Raw genomic sequence first — 23,139 nt, forward strand, 5'->3', positions numbered from 1 at the left:
AAAAATACTTACCGTCCCCGACGCGGCATGGATTAACAAACCATCCCAGGAAACCCAGCCAGAAGCAGCCGCCTAACTCCCACTGGCCCCATTCACCTTGACAACTTCCGCATGGACTGGCGTCCTAGACGGGAGCCTGTCCACTAGACTCAACGCAAGGGACTTGCGCAGAGATGCAATCATTTCCCTTGAGTTATGTGCGGCATGTGTATCTGCGAGCCGCCACAGGGTAAGTTCTGTTTGGGTATGTGCATAGATCTCGTGCTGACGTGGTCGCCTATTGAAACCTTGGGAGGTAGCAGGTGGATGCGGTCACGTTAGAGGGAACCGATGCTCAATCAGGAGACAGGTCCCAGCTTACAGCGCGGGTAATCCATGAATCGCGCGAGGTAGTCCTGGAAGTGCCTTCGCTTACCGATCACATAGGTGGCGCGCTTCTATCAACAAATTCCTTTTACGAATTAGAATTTCTAAGACGCTTGAAAGCGATCCTTCGGCCCGGATCTCTCGTGATCGATGTGGGTGCCAATATCGGAAATCATTCGCTTTTTTTCGCTATCGAATGTGCATGTCGTGTCGTTGCATACGAACCCGTACCTAGTACGGCCGAAATTCTCGTTAGGAACATTGATCTGAATTTCTCCTATGGGCTAATCGAGGCACGTCGAATCGCGCTAGGTGCCGCGGCCGGCAGCGCCCGACTAAAACGTCTGCCGGAGAACAATGTCGGGGGCGCCCAGCTCGTAGCAGACAGTTCCGGATCAATGCCGCTTTCATCTCTCGATCAGGAGCATTTCGATATGCCCGTTAGCCTGATAAAAATAGACGCGGAAGGTATGGATTTAGAGATCCTACGCGGCGGGGTGGATATTATTGAGAGAGATCGACCTCTTTTGAGTTTTGAGGCTGTAACGGGGACCGAGCGGGAGGCCTCGCGTGAAATGATGCTATCTATCGGATACGCGGGACTTGGCGTTTTCAATGCTACGCCGACCTACCTGTACGCGCCTGCCGCTTCGACGGAAGAAATCCAGCGGTTCCTCCAGACTCGGGCGGAGTTGGAAATATTGCAACAAGAAGATGTTAACTTCATGAAAACCGATATCGCCCGAAACCTTCGGTACACTAAACGCCTAATGAACGACCACATTGCTCAGGGGCATCAAATATTCAAATAGGGTTTGAGGCCGAATTTGCGGCCAGCGAACTTTCCTATGACATTGGATTGAAAGCAGGACATATGATAAGTTCACTCTTCGAGCAATGCGACCATTTAGCATGGAAAACGCCAGTTCATGAATGGGAAAGTTTAGGCAATTTTTTGTCTGCCGAAAAATGGGCCGATGGAATTCACTCCATAATGTTCAAAGATGCCCCGCATCTTGATCTGCTAATGAGCGGTATTTCGAAATTAAATGGCGACGGGCTCGCGATACCAGTATTTTTCAATGGTGCGGTGACTTCGAGGCAATCAAGCAACCCTCCTTTTTTTTCAGGAATGAGGATAGCAGCCAAAAACGGAATGCCGTTTGTAACTATTTCCGACCCTTCGCTCAACCTGGACCGTTCTCTTGGACTGGCTTGGTATGCGGGGAACCGCCACACACTGACTCAAGATGTAATTGAGAAGATTTTGTTGCGCCTTCACCATATGACTGGTCTAGAAATCCTTCTAGTAGGCGGATCCGGAGGAGGTTTTGCTGCTTTGCACTTCGCTCACAAAATGGGTTCGAAAGCATCTGCATTCGTGTGGAATCCTCAAACGAATATTTTGGAATACAATGAGAAATTTGTAAAAAATTATTTAAAAATTGCTATGTCTGTCTCTCAAGATGTTGATTTCGAAGCGCTGAACTGGAAGACTGCGGCATTGAGTCATTTCGGTTGCAATGGTATTGAACTAAACGTCTGCGATCGGCCGGCCAACACTCGGCCTCGTCGTCTCGTTTATCTCCAGAATTCAGATGACTGGCATGTCCAAACCCACATGATGCCTTACTTGGAGAGTTCGGAGTTTTCTTTTGATCAGCCCGGACGTTATGGTCAAACTGACTTTCGTCAGATCCTGGTGGCACAATTTGGTTCTGGCCATTCGCCTCCTGAACCGGAAGTTGTCTCCCTCATAATTGACCTGCTAAGGGATCCCGCTGTGACAGCAAAGGCGGCGGTTGATTCGCTACTCGAATCAAAAATCCTTGGACCTCAACAACGAGGAGTTTTACCACGGGACTTGCGAAATATTACGCAACGTATTCGCGAATGTGTTAGTTTCGCCGTCACGCAACAGGGCTCCAGTTTTTCCCTGACGGTAGCTTTGGGAATTGTTCCCATTGGGTACGGTGGCCTGAATATCGAGTTTTTTGCCGTATCTGACGGTCACAAGAAGAGGCTGCGGATGGCTGAGACTTCACCTACGTTCCAGTACGAAAGCACCGAGCCCGAAGCGCGAATTGATAAATTCGGTGCGGTTGTGCGTGATGGATTTGGTTATCAACTAATGACTTTAGAGTCATCAGTCAGCTCTGCTGTTCCTACTCGTGTGATATTGCTTGGTAGCAGCACGACTCAAGAGGCAATTTCGGAACCAAATAAGATCGAGGTTGTCCAATATGTAACTAGAAGTTCTTTGGCTAGCATATTTCAGAAACCTTTACCTATGATTATGGAATTGATTGAAGGTAATTCCCAAACGCGTCCTATTAGCGAATTTCAAAAAAATATTCTTAGATGTGACGTTACCAAGTTAGTACCTGAATTACTGAAGTCGGCTGATTTCGACATGCTGCTTGTGGATCTTATAGATGAACGAATCCCTCTCCTAGAGGTCAACGGATCCTACATTACGAATAGTCCGGAATTTCGGGCAATTGGCCTTGAGTTGAGTGGAGTGAGCGAAGTTGAACCGGGCGGAACAGTGCATCTTGATTTTTTCAAAACTGGGGTCAATTCGCTAGTTGATCTTATCGGCGAGCGACGCATAGTTGTTAACAAACTTTTCTGGGCTAGGCGCGACACTTCCGGGCAATACCTTCCGAATCAACAAGAAATAGATCGTAATAATATAATCCTTTCGAAATTGTATGATGTGTTTGAAAGCTTTGAAGGAGTGCAATATATAAATTACCCCGATGGCCTACTTGTCGCTGAGGAGAACCATAAATGGGGAGCGACCCCGTACAGATATGGCCCTAATGTGAGGAAACATTTGCTGGCGTCAATTCCACCGTTATTATGTAAATCGGCGACAACAGATCAGCGGATTTAGGGCTGGTTGCGGCTCTAATGTTTTGGGTTCTTCGTGGTTCGTTCTGTACTATCAATTGCGGTCAAGTAAAGCCAGACCTCCATGGTGCTGGTGGCGATCAGAACTATTAGGGGTTCCCCGCTGATCGTTCGAGCAAAACGGTTTTCATCTCATGCTGGCGCACCGACCGCCGGGTCAAATGAGCCTATTTCTCGCTGTGACGGCCTCGGCGATTAGGCGCCGAGCAATGATCAAAGTCACTCTCCAACGTCCAGACGGCTCGTAGGCAGTGGCGGGATCGCCAACGGCCAAGGCCAGTCGGAGACCGATCCGAGCCCGGCTCGAAAGCCGTTCCGCGATCGTGGGCAGCAACCGCCCGCTCGCACCACGAACAATGGAGAGCCGGTATAGCGCGCCCGCGCCAGCACCTGTTTTTTGGTAGAGGCGCTGGCAGGCCTTGAGTGTCAACTGCAACTTTGAATTGACCGGTGGCTGCAATGGGCTGACCGGTGGCGGCAAGTGGTTTTGAACACGGGTCAGGCGTTTGGGGGCTTACTGGCTCCTCAGCAGTGGAATTCACCACGAACCGCGAAGAGCCGTCACAAGGGAGTTCCGGTGCCGTTCTCGCCACACAATCGTGTGGTCACGGCCGATCTCCACCCCGATCTGACGGTCCGTGTGCCCGGCCCGGATCCCCACTGCGATGTCCGTCCGATCAGAAAACGTCAACACCCTGCGCCCCACCAGCAGCTCCCTCATTCGATAAAGTTGGTGCTTGTGCTACGAGGCTATGACACCAGGCCGCCCTCGGGACTTGGACCATAGGCTCGACATGGCTGGCTGTGCCCACACTGAGCCTATTCCGACGTCGTAGCGGACGAACCCGGCGACCAACCCCGAGCCACTCTGGGTTGGATTGCCTGGGAGGAGTCCAATCTTAGTTGGACATCACAACGACAATATTGCCACCACTGCTTGTCGACAAGCCTGAAAAGCGTTGTCAGCGCGCTACTCAGGGTATTCGCCACGTCAGGGTTTGGGCGCCGGCGACCGAAGGCAAGCTATGGAAGTCGTCCGCTGACTCCAGCAAGCCGACATCGAGAACCCCATACCGCGCATGGGTGTTTGGCCCTATTCTGACTAGCGGTTCGCCCCGCTGAGGACTGGTATGCCTTTCTGAGACAATGTGATGCCAGTGACCAAACCGTGCAGCGTGCAGAAGGTCCTCGTAGTGAGTTTGAGGTAGCGAACTATCGAACTCCGCAATCCACTTTGTTGCAACGATGCCGCCTAGCGCGTCGTAACCTGAGACCGCGACCGTTTGGATACCGTTACGCGATGCCTCCATGATCGCATCACTGTCAGCTTTCATGGCGTACACGGTTGTTGGTCTCCAGGTCTGGAGAACTATGTGGCTGATAATGTCCATGTTGAGATTTGGAGCAATAATAGAATAGTGCGGCAGCGAAGGTGCTTTGACCGGAATTCCGGCGGTACGCATCATGAGCGTCAACGCATGCTCCGCCAGGTGAGCGCGGGTGACTGCACGCAGTTGCTTCCACACGTCTGTTAGACGGGCTTCTTCATCGTTCATCCATTGCCCGAGCAACTCAGTCCACTGTGCAGCGGAGTCAGTAGCGACGATACCCGGAATTTGCTCGTTTATGCCTCGACCTTTTCCACTAAGAACTAAGCCTCCGCTGGCCGCAACCTCCACAATACGCCTGGAAAACATCGTGGGAGAGTCGGATGCAGAATTGACATTAATACTCACGGGATGGGCTTTGTAAACTTTTAGAACTTCATCATAGGGCACGCCGGGCCTAATATACGGGGACAAGGTATCCGGGAAGCTGTAAGGTGAATTTGGAACATTAATCTGACGATCATAAATTGTTAACCCAAACGGCTTGGCCGCCTCGAAGATTCGGTCAAGTTCTTCTGAACGGTCAGCAAACCTACGCCCGTAGTAAGTCCCCGCGTAAGAAACTGTGTGTTCGTATGCTCTTTCGGACGGGAGCGGGTTATGCAAAAGTGGTTCCGCATAAAACGAAATCGAAGAAGCCGTGAGGGTTTTAGACTCTTCTTGTGCCAAATATTTTCCGACCATATCTCCATCGGTCGTAAACACGTGAGCAATACGTGCCGCGGTATGCGAAAATGCTTTGAAGTGGACCGGATCCTCTTTATTCCAAAATAGGACCGGAATATTTCGCATTTGAGCTACTGCCAGAATTTTCTCTAGGTCATGATCATGACCCGCGTAGTACGCTACCCCACGGCGCCACTCATCATTTGGACCCTCCCAAGCAGACTCTACGAAGATAACGTCCAAGTCGCCAATGGCGACCTCAACATATCCACTGGCCCGGGATAGTGGCACCGTGTTGAAGGAATGTGAGACTGTGCGCGCCGTAAATTCGTCGGCAATTAGGCCGACTCGGAGATCATACAATTCTCGAGATTTTGTTTTCCCGAGGTGTTCAAGGTGGGCGCCCGTCATTTTTCGAACCTGATCAGGAAAGGCTTCTCCATTTTCAACATGGTCTGAATTTTCGACAACATACTTATCAACATACGCATCGTTGTGATCTGGGAAGCAAGGGGTTGCATCACAAATAACCGGGATCCCAAGCCTCCGGGCAGCGATAATAGCCGGTAAAGCAAGCCAATAATCTCGTTGTGATCGTATATATTCGGGTCGATGAACCCTAGCCTCTCGCACGATCGCATCAGCGCTGGCGATAATGAACTTATCTATTCTAAGTCCTAGTACGTTTTTGAGAGGCATCAGCGTGTATTGGAGATCGCCGATGAAAGTAACGCTACGTGACGAAACACCTAGGTCATATCCATCGCCCAAAAATAATGGGGCAGATGTACTGATGAAACGAACGTGGGCATCCTGGCTCTGGAGCTTTTCTGTTGCCGACGGACTAACCACGTAGAGTGAAATCCCGTGGGCAGGCAGGTAGGCAGCACCCCGGGACCGGGCTGGCACCGACAATCCTCCGTCGACGATGGCCTTCCTTGCGATCCTCGAGTGGATTCCAATCGACAAATAGCTGGGCAGGGCGCCTACCAAATCGGAATGGGTCTCGAGTATCTGGTCGATCCGGGCTTCATCGCCGTCTCGGGATAGCACTGTTAGCCATCGTCCCAAGTGCGCGGGGGTTGGGTTCTTGGCGAAAGAGTCTTCTAACTGCCGGGAGGTGATGGAAACCGGTGGACTAAAACTATGGGCGCAAGGCACGGTCTTGAGCAACTGAAGCCATGCCTTTCCAACTGCCCCCAAGTCATACTTACTCGCGCTTGAAGTGGCCCGCTCCGAGGCTTCACTGTATGACTGCGAGTCGGCATTAATTTTTAGAATGTATTCGGAAGCATTCTCGGTTGAGTCGTGGATCCAGTCTGACTCAAATATCTCATTGGCTCCATCACGATTCCAGACAACAGGCACCGCACCCGATGCCATGCCCTCTACCGGAGCAAGATGGAAGGTCTCCCGCGCGCTGGGCGAAAGCACCCATCCGATCTTGCGAAACCATCTGCCCATATCCGGAGCAAATGATTCAAAGACAACCCGCTGGCGAAGAGCAGGGTTGGAAGCTAGACGTTCATAAAACGCCTCGTACGCGTCGCGAACATGATCGTCCTTCCACATCCACCCATAGTCCCACGGGGCTCGCCCGCGCACGTGTAGGGTGTATCGGGTGTCCCGCCGAAGCAGGTTCTCTAACAAATCCAGAGCACGATCGGGCCTCTTCAGAATTGGTACGATACCAGCGATACCTAAATGAAAGCGGGAATTTTCGAGCTTGGTTCGGTTGAAGTCCGAAACATCCACCATATTAGGAACGACAATTGTTTTTTCCATGGGCCAATTAAGTTTTTCAACAACCATTTGACGATAGAATTCAGAGACGAAAACGAAAATATCGACGTTCTCCGTATTGATATCACGTATCCAATCAGAGTGAAGCTCGTAACCGTGAAATCTCACAATCAAGGATTGGCCAGGCTGTTTAGCCCAGGAGTACCTCACAGCATTATGGGAAGCAAATTCGCAGAAAATTACGTCTGCCCAACGGGTTAACGGTCCGCTAACCGCCTCGTTGTGGATGTTCTGTTTTTCCCAGTGGTCGACTTTCAATGATATTTCACGGCGACCGGCCAGAAGCTCGAGCAACTCGCCAGCAAATTTGAAATCATGCCCAACCAAAAGTAATTTTAAGGGTTGGTTATTCCCCCATTCAAGCGGGTAATTGGGGATCAAACGACTCAATTCGTTAGACAATTGAGTGGCGGCGTTAGGAGTCTCAGCGTCACTACGTTCGTGAGCAGTCATGGCGTTGGAGAGTAGCAGTGTTTTGGATGTAGCGGCAGGAAAGTGTGATTCGAATGTGGACCGTGCTTCTTCATTCGGGAAAACCAACCTGTGGCATTTTTCAATTATGGGCTCAATTGCCGATTTTGCCTGAGTCATCTCCTCCAAGGTCATAAACTCAAATACTGGATACAAGCGATCAAGCAAAGCGGTGTTTGCCAAGGCAAATGAAGCGGTCGACACGTCGGCTAGGACGGCTGATGCATCGAAAAAGGAAGCTAGAACGGACAAGTGCCAGGCGGCATATCGTGAAAGCAAAAATCCATCTATTTTCTGGTGACTTCTAACCGAAGGATAGACAGCATATAGGTTGGTACACTCCGCGACCGACTTCCTGAGATCTTCGTGTATGGTCGCCACAGGGAGGACCAAAATAACGTACTGATTCCTAGAGGCGATACTGCAGGCGAAACGAATCAAACCTTCGGATGAATCAGTTAACAGACGGAGGTCGACATCGGCATAGACCATTACCCGATGGTTTGCAGACTCCATCATAATGAGTTGTTCAAGTGTCATTTCGAACTTTCGGTTCGACGACACATGGGCAGGGTCGGAGGAGCTCTCGTGAACTTGTTCGACCAAAGCGATTTTCGACGATAAGTCGGGGAGCTTTAGCTGTAATGCTTTTTTCGCCTCGGTATTACTGACTATTAATCGTCTCGCTACCGTCAAGGCTTTTTCAAAAGAGGGTCTTACGTCATTAGACAAATTTGTGTGCAGTTCGATGTCTTGATCCGAAAGGATGCTCCACATGCGCTTGGAGATTTTATCGTTCCCGGAAAACGATATGGAAAGGGATAATCCTTGGGAGACGACAATTGGTTCGTCGAATTTCTCGGCCTCTAAAAAAACTTTCCAGGCTAACGCCCTAGCGCTCATAGAAGCGCTGTTCGTCTTCCAAAAACAAACATTGGAAAACTTTTTAATTATTTCACTTTGTTGGCCTTGATCGAAATAGCCTGGAGCCATTACCAGTATCGGCTGGCCCGAAGTCGCAAGCATCTCAATTACTTGGGCTCCCATCCCGTCTAGTATATCTGGCGAGGCAGATTCGTCAGCGCAATAAATAAATTGGGTCATTCCCATTATGTTATCTTCCATCATATTCTTGCCTATTGCGCCCGAATCGTTGAGCAAGTTCGTAAATCTTTAGTCTTCGAGGGTTCTCTGGGAGTGCGTCAAAGAACTCTCTAGAAGGGAAAATCACTGTACCAATATTGCGGATACTTTGAGTGTGCGTGTGCTCTGCTTGCCCATTTTCTATGAAAATGACGGGCACGTTTTTTTTACGGCTCCAGGGAAAAATTCGCAATAATTCGTCGATCATTGTGCCCCCGGCGCTAGTTTCGCTGCCAAACCAAGGTCCATCATCGAATGCGGATCGGTGAATGATTATCAAATTAGGTTGACCAGCGTCGATAGATTCCACCAGGGTCGATGGGTAAAGTGGTAGAACCGGATAGTAGGCCTGTAGTTCGTTGAGAAATAGATCGTGCACAATCGAAGCTACCTTCAACTTCGGATGGAACGAATTATGGCAATGATAATCTATAGCGAGCATATCTTTTAGCTTGATGTCGCCTTGGTTTGGTGGAGGGGGAGTGGAAGATCGTCCCCTAGATGCGAGCAATGATGTGATGGCACCGAGTTCGGGGGCGGTCGTTCGGTCGTTGGTTTTCATTTAGCCTTCCTTATTCCCGAGATCAGGATTACCGGGAACGGATCCCCTTAGTTCTTTAGGCGTACAATCCCCAATAAGTCCGAGGGTCCCGACCTGGGCCCCGGCAGGTTGAGCCGAGAAGGGCATGGCTGGACGCATGTTTCTGCGGTTCAGTGACGCGCAGACCGGGTCATTCAGAGATGTCCGGTCCGGGTTGTTGCCTTTCCGGCCTGTTGCGTGAGGCTATCTGGGTCGAGTGCCGCTGCCGGATTGCTTGCCTCTGCTGATTGTGAGAACTCGCTTATCCTCGTACCGCAGTCGAATAGCTGAGCAATCGCGGCGACGGATCGCCCTGCTGCTCCTCCATCTCCATAAGGGTTCACCGCGTTGGCCATTTCGCTAAACGCATTGGCGTCATTCAGAAGTCTCGAGACCTCGAATACGATTCGATTCTCGTCGGTCCCTATGAGACGGACGGTTCCCGCGTCTACGGCTTCGGGTCTCTCGGTGTTTTCCCTCATTACTAGAACGGGTTTCCCAAGGCTTGGCGCTTCTTCCTGGACCCCACCGGAGTCAGTCAGAACGATGTGCGCTAGGGAAAGTAGCCGGGTGAATTCGCCGTAGGCCAAGGGTTCTGTTACCACCACGTTGGGCTTACCCTCCAGGGCAGGAAGGACCGCCTCTCTGACTGCTGGATTTTTGTGAACCGGCAAAACAATCATTAATTCGGGCTCGGATTCAGCAATACGCGCGATCGCACGTCCCACACCCCTCATGGCTTCCCCCTGATTTTCACGGCGGTGTGTAGTGACCAGCAGGATGTTCCGGCCGGACAGAGCCAGCTTCTCCAACTGAGGGTCAACGAAGGGAACCTGTTTCTTGACGGTTTCAAGGAGGGCATCGATCACGGTATTACCAGTAACGACTATGTCCTTTATTGGAATGTTCTCTGCTAACAGGTTGTCGCGACTGATTGAAGTGGGCGCCAAATGCAAGCTGGCAATCTGGGAAGTGATTTTCCGGTTTGCCTCCTCGGGGAACGGGGAGAAGAGATCACCGGAGCGGAGACCTGCCTCCACATGCACGACCGGTATGCCATGGTAAAAAGCGGCTATAGCTGCTGCCGTAGATGTGGTCGTGTCTCCCTGAACTATTACGGCATCAGGCTTGGACTTCGTGAACAACTGATCGAGACCATCGATCGTCTTCGTCATGATCGAAGTGAGGGTCTGTCGTTGCTGGATAATGTTCAAATCATGGTCCGGGCTGATGCCGAACAGATCGTTAACTTGATCCAGCATCGCTCGATGCTGACCCGTGACGGTCACCACACAGTCAAAAAGCTCGGACTCATCCAGCGCCTTGACAATCGGAGCCATTTTGATGGCTTCCGGTCGGGTTCCATATATAGGCATGATGATAGGCAAATGATTCCTCTGATTCTGTTAGATTGGTTCGCTTACAGCCTAGCCCAGCAGGAGAAGCGCCGTAATGAGGGCAGGAACAGATATCGCCACCGTGGCGGCGAAAACGACGGCGATTACTTTCTTTCGACGGTGATTCGATGACCCCGAACGGAGCGTCATTGAAGACGTCGGTCGAGTCGCAGGGCTTGGCCGCTGGCTGCGGTTGGTCTGTTGGCTGGGAGCCCGGTCAGGTCGCAAATGGCGCGCGGCCGGCAGATCTGGGTCCGTTGAAGCACTCATGCTTTACCTCCGATACGCCGTGCGCCGGTGACTAACGCCGCCTCTACTATAGTTCGCGCAGTACTGAGTCGACTGTTTGATACGGGCATCGTTTCATCTAACGGCTCTGTTGTTAACCCACTCGCTGGAGCTATAACGGGTAGTTTTGAAGCATGAATCTCACAGTTGCTGATCTCAGCGAGTCTGGATTGTTGGGGCGAATCTATCCGCGGCTGCTTGCCTCGGATGCCGCCGTCGTCGGACCGGGAGACGACGCTGCGGTCTTGTCGGTGGCGGATGGACGTGTGGTTGTTTCCATCGACACGATCGTCGAACATCTGGACTTTAGGTTGGATCGCGCAAATGGACACGCTACTACCGGCTTCGACGTCGGGTGGAAGGCCACAGCGCAAAATCTAAGTGACATTGGCGCTATGGGCGCTAGAGCTACATCGATTGTCGTGAGCCTGACGTTGCCTAGCCAAACTGAAGTGAAGTGGGTGGAGGACCTCGCTGATGGCATGACCGCTGCGATCCAGGAACTCGGCGCGGCGGGATGCGGAGTTGTTGGGGGAGATTTGGGAGGCGGGCGCGACCTCGCCGTCACGATTGCCGTGACTGGAACGCTCGAAAGGCGCAACCCGGTTCTAAGATCGGGTGCCAAGCCCGGCGACGTCGTCGCTCTAGCTGGCACCGTGGGATGGGCCGCTGCGGGGCTGGCCCTCATGGAGTCGAGCCACGATTCTGAGGCTTTGGACCCCGACATGCTCAATCTGGTAAAAATTCAGCGGCGTCCGATGCCACCTTTGGCTGCAGGGCCGGTCGCTGCCATCGCAGGGGCGCGAGCTATGCTGGACGTCTCGGATGGGCTCCTGAAAGACGCACGGCGTATTGCCGAGGCGAGCTCAGTCGCGATCAACTTCGATGCGAAATCCCTCGTTCGACTCGCCGGTCCTCTGCGGGCCGCCGCGGCCTTACTCCAGACTGATCCACTCGAGTGGGTGCTTTCCGGCGGCGAGGATTACGGGCTACTCGCCACTTTCCCACCCGGAAACGCATTACCACCGGAGTTCTCTGCGATCGGCAAGGTAACCGTGGGCGAGGCAGACATAACCGTAGGATCGCGGTCGTATCGTCCCGCTGGTTGGGATCATTTTGCCGGCTGACCACCGAAGGATCGAAGTTATTCGTCGCCATATCCCGGGTTGCCTCAGTTTTCACTCAGCATTAGATCATTTTTAGTGATTAATCAAATTTATTGAACCTGTACGAGGGTAGGTTGAGTTCATCTTGGAACTCGTCCAGGCGTCGGTCGTTGGGGCTGGCTTATGCGGAGGTCAGCCTTTTGTCTTTCTTCACACATGCTCGTCGTCTGGTAGCTACAACAACTGCATTCCTCCTGGTGGTGCCATTCCTTGCAGTCGGGCCAGCGAACGCGGTCGTCCCCTTGCTGAATGCGACGCCAACAGCCACTGGCTCCTTTTTCGATGTGGGTACAGACAACCAGTTTTATAAAGAAATTAGTTGGCTTGCCGCTGAGGGAATTTCGACTGGCTACCCGGATGGCTCATTCCGTCCTGTTCAACCTGTGAACCGCGATGCTATGGCCGCTTTCATGTATCGGCTTGCTGGGAAGCCCGTGTATACGCCGCCATCTGTGTCGCCGTTTACCGATGTAACGCCTAAGACCCAGTTCTACAAAGAGATCAGTTGGCTGGCTGCCAAAGGAATCTCGACAGGCTACTCGGACAAAACGTTTCGGCCAGTCCAGCCGGTAAATCGTGACGCCATGGGTGCTTTTATGTATCGGCTTGCTGGGAAGCCTGTGTATACGCCGCCATCTGTGTCGCCGTTTACCGATGTAACGCCTGAGACCCAGTTCTACAAAGAGATCAGCTGGTTGGCTACCAAAAAGATCTCTACGGGTTACCCGGATAAGACGTTTCGGCCAGTCCAGCCGGTAAATCGTGACGCCATGGCCGCGTTTATGTACCGGTATGCCGGCAGCCCCGCTGTTGCGGAGCCCTCGGTGCCGCCAGTTTCTGCGGTTTCGGCTTACGCCGGATCACCCACCAGCGTGACCCTCCGATGGACCAACCCTACGTCGAGCGTTTACTCCGGCGTGATGATCCGGCGGGCCACAGGAACCGTGGCACCGGCCTCAGCCACCGAGGGGACCGCTGTCAGCGATGTTCCGGTACCGAAAACCACGGTAACGAATACGGGGCTTCAAGCATCGACTACCTACTCCTATTCCTACTTTGCCCATGACCAGCAGGGGAGATACTCCGTCGCTGCCAAGGCAACGGTCACGACGCCAGGCGAGGCTACGGCGGGCGGGCCGAGCCTTAGCGATCAGAGGACTGCCCTCCGGGACAGAATCGCAGCTGCGAAAATTTTGTACGTGGATTCTCGACCGTTCATTTCTGTCCTCGCCCGGGCCGACGGAATTATCGTCAAGGATGCGGTAGCGAACGGGACTGCCAGCTTGGATAAGGCGGGCGCCCTAGTAACTGCAGCGACAACGCAGACAGCTATGACCTCGGCCGCAGCGGCGGTGGATGCGGAGACCCTGCGCGCTGCGACCGTTAAGACCAGCGCCTCGCAACTGAAGACCCTCAGGGAGCTTCGTGTGGTCCAGCAAAAGGTTGCGGGGACGGCGCTGGCTGATTTGAAGGCTGGGCGAATCTCCGTAGCTGCGTACCAAACAACGAAAGTCCGGGCGGAAGCATTCACCACGCTCCTGGCGGCCGACGGCGCTGCCCAACGGAACGTGATCGGAAAGGTCGTTTCCGCCGCGAAACTACAGTCGCCGGGTTGGCGCGACGAGCTCGAAGGCCGCACCGGCACTATTCCAGCGGCTTCCGGGTGGGTTGGATTCCTAGGCGGGTGCGCGCTACCAGCAGCCGAAGCAAAATTCACTCCTAAGCTACCTGCCAGCGGACCAGGAGTCATCACTACCAACCGAATGATTACGGATGCTAACTCCCGGGCAGTATACGATTCCGCTATAGCGGCGGTCCATGAACAAATGATCCGAGGTGCTGCCAACCAAGCGGCAGACGTGCTTACGGTCGATCAGCTGCGTAATAGCTTCTCAACACGCGTTTCGCGGCTCGGATACGGCTGGCTACAGGCAGGTGACACCAAATCGCGTGACGCGCTGCGCTCGGATGCCAAACGGATCCTCGAAGGCGGGCCGGAGACGATGAGCACGTTGACAGCTTCACATCTCCTGATGGCCGCGGGTACCGCGAACGACTGGGCACCGGTTGCAGGTATGGAGGAGACGGTGCTGGTACGCTGGCTCGGCCCGCAGACCTGTCTGCAGGCGGACCGGGAAAACTTTGTTGATGCCGCAACAAATATTGCGGCAATCCACAACACGGCTACCTTCGTCGCGGCAGCGGTGTACCTGGAAAAGTCACCCGCTCAGGCGGCGGCGTTGGCTAAGGAGTCCCTCATCTCCATCCAGCCCGCTCTCGCAATGGTCACCGCCGACGGCGGGACCCAGGAGGGCCCGGGATACTGGACCTATGAGAGTCGAGCCTTCGCCACCCTGTATTCGACACTTCCTAACGTTTACTCGACTAGTCCAATTGCGATGCCGTCGTTGGTCAAAACCGCAGACTATGCGATGAATAGCACCGGACCCGATGGGCTGCCCACGCCGTTCGCGGATGCGCTGCCGAACGCTCTGAGCCCTCTTATGCCAGCCTGGGTTTCCTTCACTACCAAGGACGCCGGGGTAGCCGCATGGGTGTGGAAAGAATTGCAAGCTAAACCTGACTCTCAACTGATGTGGTGGTGGGCCCAGCCGGGTCAGCTTCCAGCGAAAAAATCGTCGGTTTATCCGCTTACCGGGTTCGCGGCGCTTCACCTTCCTAGCGGTTCAGTCGCTGGAACGGCAACTTTGAAGGGCGGAGAAAACACCACCGCTCATTCCCACCTTGACTTGGGGACTGTGTCGTTCTTCCGGAAGGGGGTCCAGTGGTCAATCGATCCGGGAACCGAGTTGAACAATCCCAATGGTTACTACAGCGCAGCTACCCGATGGGATTTCTGGAAGCCAGGTACTTCAGCGCACTCCACCCTGCTATTGGGCCAGACAAATCAGCCGATCGGCGCAAAGGGTGCTACGAAGCTCCTCTCTTCATCGTCGGCATCGGTAGACATGCTCCAGGCCCTGCCTGGGACATCATCAGCCACTCGAACAGTGACGCACAGCGCCGCCAGTATGGTGATCACCGATGCGGTAAAAGCAAGCTCCGGTAAGGCACTGACCTGGCAATGGGTAACCGACGCCGCCGTCACGCTCGACACCAGCCGTAATATCGCGACCTTGAAGAAGGGTGGGCAGCAGATCACGATTAGTTTGGGTGGGGTTCCGTCCGGATCGAAGCTGACCGCTGTGACCGCGCCGGGTGAAGGACCAGACGGGAAGGTGCTTACTGTGATCAAACTGACCATGGTCAACGTGTCCAATTTGAATTTGACTGCGACCGCAAAATAGGCCTGACGCCCGCTGGCTCGCTCTCGCGGAATGGTGGCCGGGTAAGGCTTGCTCCTCGCTCGCCACCATTTTCCCCGCCTTTCCGCCCTCAGCTACTCTCCCTCCAGACCTCACTGCGGTAGGCTCGGTATGTGCCGGATTGCCCGGCGTGACCGCAGCGCCGCAGTCACCCGCCAACGTGGGATGGGATCACTTTGCAGACAAAGATCACCGCTAACGCAGCTGCGTTGAAGCGATGGTTGAGCAAGGCCGAAGAGTCCCTGGGCAACCACAGCGACCGCCTCAACGCCATCAACATCTTCCCCGTGGCCGACGGCGATACCGGCACCAACCTGTATCTGACCGTTCGCGCCGCCTCCCAGGCCGCCTCGGGAATAGACACCACCGACCTCGGCGTCCTCCTCAACGCTGCTGGCCAGGCCGCGATGGAAGACGCCCGAGGTAACTCGGGCACCCTCTTCGCTGTCTTCCTTGCAGCAGTGGCCGAGCCATTGCACCACCACACCAGACTCTCGGGTCCCTTGCTCGCCACAGCGCTGCAACGTGCGCAGATCCGCAGTTGGTCGGCCCTCAGCGACCCTGTCCCAGGCACCATGCTGTCAGTGCTCGAGGCAACCGCCCGCGGCGCCGCCATGGCCGACGGCGCCCAAAACGGCGACGACAGCAACCACGCCCTCGCCGTAACCCTCCAGGCCGCCGTCGAAGCCGCCCTGGAAGCCGTAATTCAGACTGAAAGCCAACTCGGCGTTCTCACCAAGGCGAAGGTCGTCGATGCCGGGGGAGTAGGGTTCCTCCTCATCCTCGATGCGCTCCGTGCCGCGTCCCTCGGCGAAGAGCTGCAGGACGAGCTCCTCGACGGACTCCACGGGTACAACATCCAGGCACCCCACATCCACAACGGCGGCGACGCCGACGGCGTCGAAGTCATGTGCACCATTAACCTCAGCCCCCTGGATGCTGCAACCCTCCGGCTTCACCTGGATGAGCTAGGTGATTCAGTCATCATGAGTGCCGTCACAGAGGTCGCCGAAGGCTACCGCTGGCGGGTCCACGTCCACGTTCCCACCCCCGAGCCAGCGTTGAAGCTGATCCAGGAAGCCGGCCATCCGATCAACGTGTCAGTAACCCAGTTGGCATCGCCACGTCTGGACCAGTCTTCACCGTTTAGTGGTTCACCACAGCTCAGCGAAGTTCAAGAGGCCAGTGGACAATAACAGCACGGGGGAACTCAACGTGCCCCTGGACGGGTTGGTTGGGCCCAAGGCGGCCAAACTGTTTGCTGAGCACCTCCACATTCATACGAGTGGCCATCTCCTTAACCATGTCCCGCGCGCCTACCTTAAACGCGGAGAGCTGACCCCGGTGAGCAGTGTTCCGTTGGGCGAGGACGTCACCCTGATCGCCCGGGTGCAGTCCGCCAACAAGAGGAATATGCAGACTCGCAAGGGTTTCCTGTGCGAGGTAATCATTACCGACGACGACGGCGGACGCCTCGGCAGTCTCAGCCTCACCTTCTTCAACGGGCACAATGCGCACAGGGACCTGCGCCCCGGCGTCCACGCCATGTTCTATGGGAAGGTCACCGCTTATAAAAACCGGCTGACGCTCACCAACCCTGGGTACTCCCTGCTCGACGAGGACGAGATGGTGGATCCGGCCCTCCTCGAAGAGCCCATACCGGTGTACCCGGCGGCGGCGAAGGTGGAAAGTAAGGACATCCAGAAGGCTGTCGGGAAGCTGCTGGACAGTCTGGCGCACTCCCAGCTCAATGACCCGGTGCCACTGGAAATTGCTCGTCGCGACAAGCTGATGAACGTCACCCAGGCGTATGAGCTGATCCACCGGCCGCACGTCATCGAAGATACTTACCGTGCCAGACACCGGTTGCGTTACCAGGAGGCGCTGGTGCTCCAAACCGCACTGGCCCGACGTCGGGCACTGACTTCGCTGGAAGAGGCGACGGCGCGTCCGTTCAGGTCGGGCGGCCTGCTCGATCAGTTCGACGCCAAGCTACCCTTCACCCTGACCGACGGACAGAAGACAGTGGGGGAGACGCTGGCCGATGAGCTGGCTTCGCCCCATCCGATGAACCGGCTGCTGCAGGGTGAGGTGGGCTCGGGCAAGACGCTGGTTGCACTGCGCGCGATGCTCCAGGTAATCGATGCCGGCGGCCAGGCTGCACTATTGGCGCCAACCGAGGTTTTGGCGGCTCAACATCTGCAATCGATTACCCGAACGCTGGGTCCACTCGCGATGGGTGGGATGCTTGGCGGTGCGGCTGATGGTACCAAAGTGGTGCTGCTGACCGGTTCCATGAGTACTGCGCAGCGCAAACAGGCGATGCTTGATGCGGCGACAGGGGAAGCTGGCATCGTGATCGGCACCCACGCGCTGTTGTCAGACAATGTGAGCTTTTTCGATCTAGGGCTCATCGTGGTGGATGAGCAGCATCGGTTCGGCGTCGAGCAGCGGGATGTGTTGCGTTCCAAGGCTGCCAATTCGCCGCATGTGCTGGTGATGACCGCGACGCCGATTCCTCGAACCGTTGCCATGACGGTGTTTGGCGATCTTGATGTGTCGACGTTGACCGAGTTGCCGGCAGGTCGGGCGCCGATCATCACCCACGAGGTGGGCCTGACCGAGCATCCGAGGTGGATGCAGCGGATTTGGGCGCGGGCTCGCGAGGAGATTGACGCCGGTCGCCAGGTGTATGTGGTGTGTCCCAAGATCGGGGATCAGGAAGAGGATTCGACGGCACTGGAGCTCTATTCGCCGGAGACGACAGCGGAACCGCAGACGGCCCAGCAGGAGCTCACCTCGGTCAACGAGCTGTTCGAAACTCTTCAGGAGTTGCCTGCTCTGGCGGGGGTGTCGATCGGCCTGTTGCATGGCCGCCTGGATCCTGCTGAGAAGAGCGCCACGATGGCGCGGTTCAATGACGGAACTGTTCAGCTGTTGGTTTCCACCACGGTGATCGAGGTCGGTGTGGATGTTCACAACGCCACAATGATGGTGATCATGGATGCGGACCGGTTTGGCATTTCGCAGTTGCATCAGCTGCGGGGTCGGGTGGGTCGTGGCGGGCATCCGGGGACTTGTTTGTTGGTGACGCAGCTGGATCCGGAGCACCCCAGCAGGGAGAGGTTGGCGGCCGTCGCTGCAACCACCGATGGGTTTGAGCTATCGCAGAAGGATCTTGAGCTGAGGCGCGAAGGAAACATTCTTGGAGCTTCGCAGTCCGGTGGGCGGTCATCGTTGAAGTTCCTGCGGGTCGTCCAGGATGCGAAGATCATCGCGAGGGCGCGCGATGATGCTCAGCAGATTGTGGCGGACGATTTGAGTTTAGTGGATCATCCGGAACTGGCAGAGGCTTTGGATATCTACCTGAATCCCGTGAAGGAAGCCTATCTTGAGCGGGGCTAGTCCGTCCGGACCGGATGGACTAGCGACGATGCGTTAGTGCTTCCTAACGGGGCGAAGAATTGAGCAAGCCAAGTAGGTAATTGCCGTAGCCGCTCTTCACCAGGGGTTCGGCGCGTTCCCGCAGCTCGTCATCAGTTAGGAAGCCGACGCGCCAGGCAATTTCCTCGGGTGAACCAACCTTGAGACCTTGCCGGCTCTCGACAGTACGGATGAAATTGGAAGCGTCATTGAGGGAATCGAACGTCCCGGTGTCCAGCCAGGCGGTACCGCGGGGGAGGATCTCCACCTGAAGTTTGCCCGATTCAAGGTAGGTTCGGTTTACGTCGGTGATTTCCAGTTCGCCGCGGGGGCTGGGGGAGAGATTACCGGCAATTTCTACGACATTGTTGTCGTAGAAGTACAAACCGGGGACTGCGTAGTTGCTCCGCGGTTTGGCGGGTTTTTCCTCCAGGGAAAGGGCGCGGCCGTCGTCGTCGAACTCCACGACACCGTAGGCGTTGGGCTCGGCGACCCAGTAACCGAAAATCGCTCCACCATCAACGTCCTTGAACCGGCGAAGCTGCGTGCCCATTCCCTGGCCGTAGAAGATGTTGTCCCCAAGAACCAGCGCGACGGTGTCCGAGCCGATGTGGTCCGCTCCAAGTATAAAAGCCTGGGCAAGTCCGTCAGGGGAAGGCTGCTGAACATAGCTGATGGAGACACCGAATTGGGAGCCGTCGCCGAGCAACCGCTTGAATTGATCAGCGTCGTGAGGGGTTGTGATGATGAGGATGTCCCGGATGCCAGCCAGAATCAGGGTGGAAAGGGGGTAGTAGATCATCGGCTTGTCATAGACAGGCACCAGCTGTTTGCTGATGCCGAAAGTGATGGGATGCAGCCGAGACCCGGTTCCGCCAGCCAGAATGATTCCACGCATGCGTTGATCATTGCGTACCACTAATCGAACACCAAACTGCCGAACAGAGCCGACGGGAGTTTCGAACCGGCAGGTAGGCTGATTTCATGCCTAAACTCCTCGTTACCGGTGGCGCTGGGTTCATCGGTTCAAACTTTGTGCACTACGTCTTGGGCAACACCGACCATTCGGTCACGGTTCTGGATAAGCTCACCTACGCTGGCAACCGCAAGTCATTGGACGGTCTGCCAACGGATCGATTCAGCTTTGTTCAGGGCGATATTTGCGATGCGGATACTGTTGACCATTTGGTGGCGGAGCACGATGTAGTGGTGCATTACGCGGCCGAATCCCACAATGACAACTCGCTTCATGATCCGCGCCCCTTCCTCGACACGAACGTGATCGGCACCTATACCCTGATCGAAGCGGCCCGCCGACATGGGAAACGCTTCCACCACATCTCCACTGACGAGGTCTACGGCGACCTCGAGCTCGATGATCCGGAGCGGTTCACCGAGGCGACACCGTACAACCCCTCCAGCCCATATTCATCCACGAAGGCCGCCTCAGACCTGTTGGTACGTGCCTGGGTTCGGTCTTTCGGCCTTCAGGCGACGCTGAGTAATTGCTCCAATAACTACGGGCCGTATCAGCACGTCGAAAAGTTCATTCCACGCCAGATCACCAACGTCATCGACGGCGTCAGGCCGAAGCTCTACGGCGCCGGGGAGAACGTGCGCGACTGGATCCACGCCGACGATCACTCATCTGCGGTTGTAGCGATCATCGAGAAGGGTGAGATTGGACAGACCTACCTCATCGGCGCCGACGGGGAGAAGAACAATAAAGAGGTCATCGAGATGATCCTCGGAATTATGGGCCGTCCCAGTACGGATTACGATCACGTAGTGGACCGCGCCGGGCACGACCTGCGCTACGCCATTGATTCCACGAAACTTCGTACCGAATTGGGTTGGCTGCCGAAGTTCGGTGAATTCGATGCAGGCCTCGCCGAGACCATAGCGTGGTACCAGGCTAACGAGGCCTGGTGGCGGCCTCAGAAATCCGCCACCGAGGCCAAATACAAGGGTCAGGGGCAGTAACACCGTGGAGCTCGAATTTTCCCAGTCCCTCGCGGCCACTCCCACCCCGATCCCCGGCATGACCATCTACACCCTGCCGGTGCACGGAGATAACCGCGGCTGGTTCAAGGAGAACTGGCAGCGGGACAAGATGATCGCCCTGGGACTGCCTGACTTTCAGCCAGTGCAGAACAACATTTCCTTCAACGAATCCGCCGGCACAACCCGCGGTATCCATGCGGAGCCCTGGGACAAGTTCGTTTCGGTGGCAACCGGCCGCATTTTTGGCGCCTGGGTGGACCTGAGGGAGGGAGAATCCTTCGGGACAGTCTTCACGGCCGAACTTGACGCTGCTAAGGCCATTTACGTGCCCCGAGGAGTCGGTAACGCGTTTCAGACCCTTGAGGAAAACACCGCGTACACCTACCTTGTCAACGACCACTGGAGTGGTGAGGCGCAGGCTGCCTATACCTTCCTGAACCTAGCCGACGAGACAGCCGCCATCAACTGGCCTATCCCGCTGGCTGATGCGCAACTCTCGGATAAGGACCGGGCTCACCCTCGGCTTGCCGAGGTCACCCCCATGCCCGGCAAGAAGGTGTTGGTGTTGGGAGCCTCGGGTCAGCTAGGAACCGCGTTACGTGAAGCCTACGACGGCGACCCTACGGTCGAGTTCGCCGACCGTGCGGAATTTGACCTGGTGGACGATGCTTCCTACAGCGGGCGGAATTGGCGGAACTATCGCGCCATCATCAATGCCGCCGCCTACACGGCGGTCGACGACGCCGAATCGTCACAGGGTCGCAGGGACGCCTGGGCCGTAAACGTCACCGCCGTCGCGCGACTAGCCTCTGTTGCCAACACCTTCGGGCTCACCCTTGTTCAGGTTTCAAGTGACTACGTGTTCGACGGCGCCGATGGTCCGCATACCGAGGACGAGCCGTTCTCGCCACTTGGTGTCTATGGGCAGACCAAGGCAGCTGGCGACGCGGTGGTGTCGGTGGTGCCCCGGCACTACATTGTGCGGACAAGCTGGGTGGTGGGACAGGGGGCGAACTTCGTGAAGACGATGGCCGCGTTGGCCGGGCGCGGTATTAGGCCCAGCGTGGTCGATGACCAGATTGGCCGCCTCAGCTTCGCCCAGGACATTGCGGGTGCCATCCGTCATCTGCTCGATACCGGTGCCGAGTACGGGACCTACAACATGTCGAACACCGGTGAGGAAGTATCCTGGGCCGGAATTGCTCAGAGGATCTATGGGCTCAGCGGACAGCCGGCGGACTCGGTCACAGGTGTGAGCACCGCCGAATACTTCAAAGACAAGGCAGCCGCGCCGCGACCGCTGAACAGTGTGCTCGCTTTGGACAAGCTGGAGGCGTCCGGGTACCGCCCACCAGCTGCTGATGAGCGGCTGGGTACCTATGTATTGGGGTCGGGTTAACCCCGCCCACTTCACCCTTCACATTCGCATCTTTCGCTGGTTCGTTAGCTGTCCAACGGGTCTATTGTTGGCCGCATGTGCACAACTGTCACCCCGGTGCGAATGAGATGGGGGAGAGTCTCGATAATGGCGGGCGGCCTGCTCATGGTTACCCTCTGGCTGATCTTTACGACGGTGCACGGCGCGACGTCATTCGACGAGGACCGGGTAGTTTTGGGCGGATCTACGCTGTTTTGGGGGATGTTGCTTGGCAGTATTCCAAATCTGTTGATTGCCGCTGGGATGGTTCTCCTCTCGCCGGGCTTGGCTTTGACAATCGACCGACTGGCTCGGATCGGATATGCAGTCCTTTTGATCGGACTAATTGTTCCGGCATTGATTGATCTGAGCATCCAGGCTCTAGGGCCGCCCTTCTTCGTCCCTGTTGCCTCGATTGGGCTGGTCCTTCTCGCATCCGGGATGCAGCACAACCCACGGGTTGGCAGGTCGAGCCGCTATTTGTTGTTGTCCATAGGGCTCTTACTCGCGTTCGCTTTCGCTTGGGCTCTGTTGCCGAGCACCCTGACTGATCCGATCGATGGTTACAGAATTCACGGCGCCTTTGCTCACTTCGGCGCGGGCATTGGCTGGGCGCTGTTCGGCATCAGCGTGTTCCAGAAACAAGCCTTAGCGCATAGCGGTCCGGCCTGAAAGTGTGGATAACTCAGCGCTCTTCTCCTCCACATTGGTGGATTTTGCTGGTTTGTTCGAAGGTGTGTTCGATAGAATTGGTGTATGGCGATTACCCGGTTTGAGGATCAGGC

The 23,139-nt window shown here is 55.5% G+C and carries 12 protein-coding genes and 2 pseudogenes; 9 read left to right on the plus strand and 5 right to left on the minus strand.

Going from position 1 to position 23,139, the window contains the following annotated elements; genetic code table 11:
• The first annotated feature begins 302 nt into the window (after positions 1-302).
• On the plus strand, positions 303-1,178 hold the full coding sequence (locus tag ACX80A_RS14410) for an FkbM family methyltransferase (RefSeq protein WP_459260453.1): 876 nt from the start codon (positions 303-305) through the stop codon (positions 1,176-1,178).
• Positions 1,179-1,240: 62 nt separating this feature from the next.
• Positions 1,241-3,265, plus strand: a complete 2,025-nt coding sequence (locus tag ACX80A_RS14415) for a DUF6270 domain-containing protein (RefSeq protein WP_459260454.1) — start codon at positions 1,241-1,243, stop codon at positions 3,263-3,265.
• Between the two features lie 576 nt (positions 3,266-3,841).
• On the opposite strand, the pseudogene ACX80A_RS14420 reads toward ACX80A_RS14415, so the two are convergent.
• The 4 genes and pseudogenes from ACX80A_RS14420 to wecB form a co-directional block, all read right to left on the minus strand.
• Positions 3,842-3,988: pseudogene (locus tag ACX80A_RS14420) on the minus strand (helix-turn-helix domain-containing protein); the annotation flags it as partial.
• Between the two features lie 268 nt (positions 3,989-4,256).
• Positions 4,257-8,714: a glycosyltransferase family protein gene (locus tag ACX80A_RS14425; RefSeq protein WP_459260455.1), complete on the minus strand. Its 4,458-nt coding sequence runs from the start codon at positions 8,712-8,714 to the stop codon at positions 4,257-4,259.
• Between the two features lie 10 nt (positions 8,715-8,724).
• Positions 8,725-9,315 carry a hypothetical protein gene (locus ACX80A_RS14430; protein WP_459260456.1) on the minus strand — a complete coding sequence of 197 codons (591 nt, stop codon included), beginning with the start codon at positions 9,313-9,315 and terminating at the stop codon, positions 8,725-8,727.
• Positions 9,316-9,488: 173 nt separating this feature from the next.
• Positions 9,489-10,721, minus strand: coding sequence for a non-hydrolyzing UDP-N-acetylglucosamine 2-epimerase (gene wecB, locus ACX80A_RS14435; RefSeq protein WP_459260457.1), 1,233 nt, complete (start codon positions 10,719-10,721; stop codon positions 9,489-9,491).
• Positions 10,722-11,152: 431 nt separating this feature from the next.
• Here wecB and thiL point away from each other — a divergent pair, with 431 nt between their 5' ends.
• From thiL to ACX80A_RS14455, 4 genes and pseudogenes are all read left to right on the plus strand, one after another.
• Positions 11,153-12,145: a thiamine-phosphate kinase gene (thiL, locus tag ACX80A_RS14440; RefSeq protein WP_459260458.1), complete on the plus strand. Its 993-nt coding sequence runs from the start codon at positions 11,153-11,155 to the stop codon at positions 12,143-12,145.
• A gap of 302 nt (positions 12,146-12,447) precedes the next feature.
• Positions 12,448-15,492: pseudogene (locus tag ACX80A_RS14445) on the plus strand (S-layer homology domain-containing protein); the annotation flags it as partial.
• Positions 15,493-15,719: 227 nt separating this feature from the next.
• A complete protein-coding gene (locus tag ACX80A_RS14450; protein WP_459260464.1) occupies positions 15,720-16,706 on the plus strand; it encodes a DAK2 domain-containing protein in 987 nt (328 codons plus the stop codon).
• Positions 16,696-18,915 (plus strand): ATP-dependent DNA helicase RecG, encoded by a 2,220-nt coding sequence (locus tag ACX80A_RS14455; RefSeq protein ID WP_459260459.1) that lies wholly within the window; start codon positions 16,696-16,698, stop codon positions 18,913-18,915. Before ACX80A_RS14450 ends, ACX80A_RS14455 begins: the two co-directional genes overlap by 11 nt.
• Positions 18,916-18,958: 43 nt before the next feature.
• Here ACX80A_RS14455 and rfbA read toward each other — a convergent pair whose 3' ends face one another.
• Entirely contained in the window at positions 18,959-19,831 is an 873-nt protein-coding gene (rfbA, locus tag ACX80A_RS14460) for a glucose-1-phosphate thymidylyltransferase RfbA (RefSeq protein ID WP_459260460.1), read from the minus strand.
• A gap of 86 nt (positions 19,832-19,917) precedes the next feature.
• Here rfbA and rfbB point away from each other — a divergent pair, with 86 nt between their 5' ends.
• The 3 genes from rfbB (at position 19,918) to ACX80A_RS14475 (ending at position 23,026) form a co-directional block, all read left to right on the plus strand.
• A complete protein-coding gene (gene rfbB, locus ACX80A_RS14465; protein WP_459260461.1) occupies positions 19,918-20,916 on the plus strand; it encodes a dTDP-glucose 4,6-dehydratase in 999 nt (332 codons plus the stop codon).
• Positions 20,917-20,920: 4 nt separating this feature from the next.
• Complete coding sequence (locus ACX80A_RS14470; protein ID WP_459260462.1) at positions 20,921-22,336, plus strand: sugar nucleotide-binding protein; 1,416 nt, start codon at positions 20,921-20,923, stop codon at positions 22,334-22,336.
• 126 nt (positions 22,337-22,462) lie between these two features.
• Positions 22,463-23,026: a hypothetical protein gene (locus ACX80A_RS14475; RefSeq protein WP_459260463.1), complete on the plus strand. Its 564-nt coding sequence runs from the start codon at positions 22,463-22,465 to the stop codon at positions 23,024-23,026.
• The last annotated feature ends 113 nt before the right edge of the window (positions 23,027-23,139 follow it).

The sequence above is a fragment of the Arthrobacter sp. TMN-50 genome, assembly GCF_054511125.1.

Coding starts and splice junctions, on each gene's coding strand:
- ACX80A_RS14415 (WP_459260454.1), top strand. CDS start 1,241: ATGATAAGTTCACTCTTCGAGCAATGCGACCATTTAGCATGGAAAACG.
- ACX80A_RS14425 (WP_459260455.1), bottom strand. CDS start 8,714: ATGACCCAATTTATTTATTGCGCTGACGAATCTGCCTCGCCAGATATA.
- ACX80A_RS14430 (WP_459260456.1), bottom strand. CDS start 9,315: ATGAAAACCAACGACCGAACGACCGCCCCCGAACTCGGTGCCATCACA.
- thiL (WP_459260458.1), top strand. CDS start 11,153: ATGAATCTCACAGTTGCTGATCTCAGCGAGTCTGGATTGTTGGGGCGA.
- rfbA (WP_459260460.1), bottom strand. CDS start 19,831: ATGCGTGGAATCATTCTGGCTGGCGGAACCGGGTCTCGGCTGCATCCC.
- rfbB (WP_459260461.1), top strand. CDS start 19,918: ATGCCTAAACTCCTCGTTACCGGTGGCGCTGGGTTCATCGGTTCAAAC.
- ACX80A_RS14475 (WP_459260463.1), top strand. CDS start 22,463: ATGGCGGGCGGCCTGCTCATGGTTACCCTCTGGCTGATCTTTACGACG.